Consider the following 3929-nt stretch of genomic DNA (forward strand, 5'->3'; position numbering starts at 1 on the left):
ATGCCTTCGGCTTCAAGCGCATATGCGGCCATTCTTCACCTCCGTACGGCGGGGTTATTTTTGGTTCATGCTGGTGAATTTGGTGTAGTTGTCTTTGGTGATCAGCTGGAACGGGATATCCACGATCCTTTGCACTTTTTCACCATTGGCCAACTTCACCGCCGTTTTCACTGCACCCTCGCCTTGACCCTTGGCATCCTGGAATACGGTCGCAACCATCTTGCCGTTTTTGATCATCTGTAAAGCATCTGGTGTGCCATCGACACCGGCTACCAGCACTTTCCCGTCGTTTTTACCCAGAGCCTGCAAGGCGCCAATCGCCATTTCATCGTTATTAGCGGCAATCGCCTGAATATCATCACCGGCGGTTAACCAGTTGCTGACCACATCAACGGCATCGTTACGGGTGAATTTCGCGGTTTGTTCTTTGCTGACTTTCATACCTGGGTATTTCGCGATAATCGCTTTAACACCAGCAGTACGTTTACGGGTGGATTCGTTGGCCAGGTCGCCAAGGAGAATGGCAACGTTGCCTTTGTAGTTCATGTTTTTTGCCAGCGCTTCCATCTGCAGGCGACCGGCCAGCTCTGAATCCGAACCAACGTAGGCCATTTTGTCCGTCATGGGTTGAGCAGGTTCGCGGTTAACGAAGATCAGCGGGATGCCCGCTTTAGCGGAGAGGTCCATAATAGGTTTGACGGCGTTGGTATCCACCGGGTTAACGATGATCGCATCAACACCCTGGCTGATAAAGTTCTGCACCTGGGACAGCTGCTGCGAGACATCGCCCTTGGCGTCTTCAACCTGCCCTTTTACGCCCTCTGTCTGCATCTCTTTCTGCATTGAGGTGCGCAGGATAGTCAGAAAGTTGTCATCAAACAGCGCCATAGAAACACCAACCTGCAAATCCTTTGCGAAGACGGAAACAGGTAACATACACACTAACAGTGACGCTAAAATCGTTTTTTTCACGTTCATGGCTAAGCCCTTTTTATCGTTAGTATGCGCAGGCTGGTTGTGACATCGAATGAAAATTTCTTTTACATTCACTCAACTTCACCGACGGCTTCAGTAAATTGTAGGGTAAAACAGGGGTAAGGTCAGACCTGACTGCCGGAAACACTCCTTTCAATTATTTGTATTAAATCATTCAGTTAAACTTTAATGGACGCTGTGGTTCTGGCCGTCCGTGACCAGTAGGCTGCGAACCAGTTCATTTATTTCATAATAACGTCATATGAAATTTTCAATATGAAACCACCGAAACGCCTGTTTTAAAATCGACAAATAACAAAAATTTGACACACCTCTAACATCGGCAAAGGATTCCGATCAAAGTGAGATCTGGCGCAAGAGATTGCATTTTGTGCAGACGGGCGGGAAAAACGGCTAATCGCTGGTTTTGCCAGCAAACGCACAGGTTTTTTGCATTACTCCTTTGACAAGCGAGGGTGCGGTCGATAACATGCGCCCCGTTGAAACAATTCCTCTGTAGTTCAGTCGGTAGAACGGCGGACTGTTAATCCGTATGTCACTGGTTCGAGTCCAGTCAGAGGAGCCATACATAGAAAAGCCCGCTCAGGGAAACCTGAGCGGGCTTTTTGCTGTCTCATTTACTTCAGATATCGAAGCGGTCGAGATTCATCACTTTGGTCCATGCCGCGACGAAGTCTTTAACAAACTTCTGCTGTGCATCGCTGCTGGCATACACCTCAGCTGAAGCGCGTAAAATCGCGTTGGAACCAAACACCAGGTCAGCGCGGGTAGCGCTGAAGCGCACCTGCCCACTCTGGCGATCGCGCCCTTCAAAGCGTTCACCGCTGGCATCGGTGGCTTTCCACTCCGTGCGCATATCCAGCAGATGCGTGAAGAAGTCGGTGTTCAATTCACCCACATTCTCCGTGAATACGCCGTGACTGCTGCCGTCGAAGTTAGCGCCCAGTGCGCGCAGACCGCCAATCAGCACCGTTAATTCAGGTACGGTTAGCGTCAGCTGCTGCGCCTTGTCGATCAGCAGATTTTCGGTCGACGTGCGACCCGGCGCCGCGCGATAGTTACGGAAACCCTCCGCTCGTGGCTGCAGCAGGTCAAACGACTCGAGATCCGTTTGATCCTGACGTGCGTCCACGCGGCCTGCGGTGAACGGCACCTGAATGTCGACATTCACCGCTTTCGCCGCCTGTTCAACACCGACAACACCCGCCAGCACGATTATATCGGCCAGTGACGCTTTCTGCTCGCTCTTCTGAATCTCTTCCAGCACCGGCAGCACCCTTGCGGCAACGGCATTCACTTCCCATGTACGCTGCGGCAGCAGTGCCAGACGGGCACCGTTGGCCCCCCCGCGCTTGTCACCGCCACGGAAAGTCGAGGCGGATGCCCACGCGACCGAGGTCAACTCCGCTACCGACAGACCAGACGCAGCGATTTTTTCTTTCAACAGCGCGATGTCATAGGGGGTGGGATGATAAATCGGCTGCGGCAGAGGATCCTGCCAGATCAGATCTTCTTTTGGCACTTCCGGGCCGATGTAACGCGCTTTTGGCCCCATATCGCGGTGGGTCAGTTTGTACCAGGCACGGGCAAAGGCTTCGTTAAACGCCTGCGGGTCGTTCAGGAAACGGCGTGAGATCTTCTCAAACTCCGGATCAAAACGCAGCGTCAGGTCGGTGACCAGCATGGTTGGCTTGTGCTTTTTCTCACTGTCAAAGGCATCGGGGATAATGTCCGCCGCGTTGGACGCTTCAAACTGAATCGCGCCTGCCGGGCTGCGCGTCTGCACCCACTCGTACTTGAACAGATTCTCAAAGAAGTAGTGGCTCCACTGCGTGGGCGTCTGTGACCAGATCACTTCCAGACCGGAGGTGATGGCATCCGCTCCGGCACCCGTGCCGTGGCTGCTGGCCCAACCGAGTCCCTGCGCTTCAAGCGGCGCAGTTTCCGGGTCGACACCAACATGTTTGGCATCAGCGGCTCCGTGGGTTTTACCCAGCGTATGGCCGCCAGCAATAAGCGCGACGATCTCTTCATCGTTCATGCCCATATTGCCAAAGGTGGCGCGGATAGCCGGGGCGGCAGAGACCGGGTCGCCACTGTGTTCCGGGCCTTCCGGGTTGACGTAGATCAGCCCCATTTCCGTTGCACCGAGCGGCGATTTCGCCAGCGACTCAGGGTGACGGTGTTCCAGCCAGTTTGTTTCGTCGCCCCAGTTCACGTCGAGGTCCGGTTCCCAGACGTCTTCACGTCCGGCACCAAAACCGAAGGTACGGAAACCGGAGTTTTCCAGCGCGACATTACCCGCCAGAATATAGAGGTCGGCCCAGGAGATTTTCTGACCGTACTTTTGCTTCACCGGCCACAGCAGACGGCGTGCCTTATCCAGGCTGACGTTATCCGGCCAGGAGTTAAGCGGTGCAAAGCGCTGCTGACCACGGCCTGAACCGCCGCGTCCGTCAACGGAGCGATAGGTTCCGGCGCTGTGCCACGCCATACGGATGAACAGACCAATGTAGCTGCCCCAGTCGGCCGGCCACCAGGACTGCGACTCATTAAGTAAGGCACGCAGATCGCCTTTCAGCGCGGAATAGTCGAGTTTGGCGAACTCCTGACGGTAATCGAAGGATTGATCAAGCGGGTTGGAACGGTTGGAGTGTTGGTTCAGCAGGTCGACTCTCAGCTGCTGTGGCCACCATTCACGGTTGCTGGTACCGCCGCCAGAGGCTTCATTTGACTTGCCGGCATGGAATGGACATTTACCGGCAGAGGCTTCCCTGTCCGCTTCAACAATGGGTTCGGCACTATTATTAGATTCGTTATCAACAGAATTGCTCACGGTCATTCTCCTTTTGGCTTTATCACCTCCACTCTATACGCGAAATTCAATAGGTATAACCTGTATCACTCTATGCATTTGATAGGCTTTACCTTCG

The 3929-nt window shown here is 53.8% G+C and carries 2 protein-coding genes and 1 tRNA gene; 1 reads left to right on the forward strand and 2 read right to left on the reverse strand.

Features of this window, described 5'->3' with window-relative positions; translation table 11 throughout:
- Positions 1 to 54: 54 nt before the first annotated feature.
- The gene (locus WCC56_RS10635; RefSeq protein ID WP_424692344.1) at positions 55 to 978 is read right to left on the reverse strand and encodes a sugar ABC transporter substrate-binding protein; all 924 of its coding nucleotides are present in this window, start codon (positions 976 to 978) and stop codon (positions 55 to 57) included.
- Positions 979 to 1485: 507 nt separating this feature from the next.
- Here WCC56_RS10635 and WCC56_RS10640 point away from each other — a divergent pair.
- Positions 1486 to 1561 (forward strand) — tRNA-Asn (locus WCC56_RS10640).
- Between the two features lie 57 nt (positions 1562 to 1618).
- Here WCC56_RS10640 and katG read toward each other — a convergent pair.
- A complete protein-coding gene (gene katG / locus WCC56_RS10645; RefSeq protein ID WP_424692345.1) occupies positions 1619 to 3787 on the reverse strand; it encodes a catalase/peroxidase HPI in 2169 nt (722 codons plus the stop codon).
- Between the last annotated feature and the right edge of the window lie 142 nt (positions 3788 to 3929).

Source organism: Erwinia sp. (assembly GCF_049696395.1).
Classification (GTDB): Bacteria; Pseudomonadota; Gammaproteobacteria; order Enterobacterales; family Enterobacteriaceae; genus Erwinia.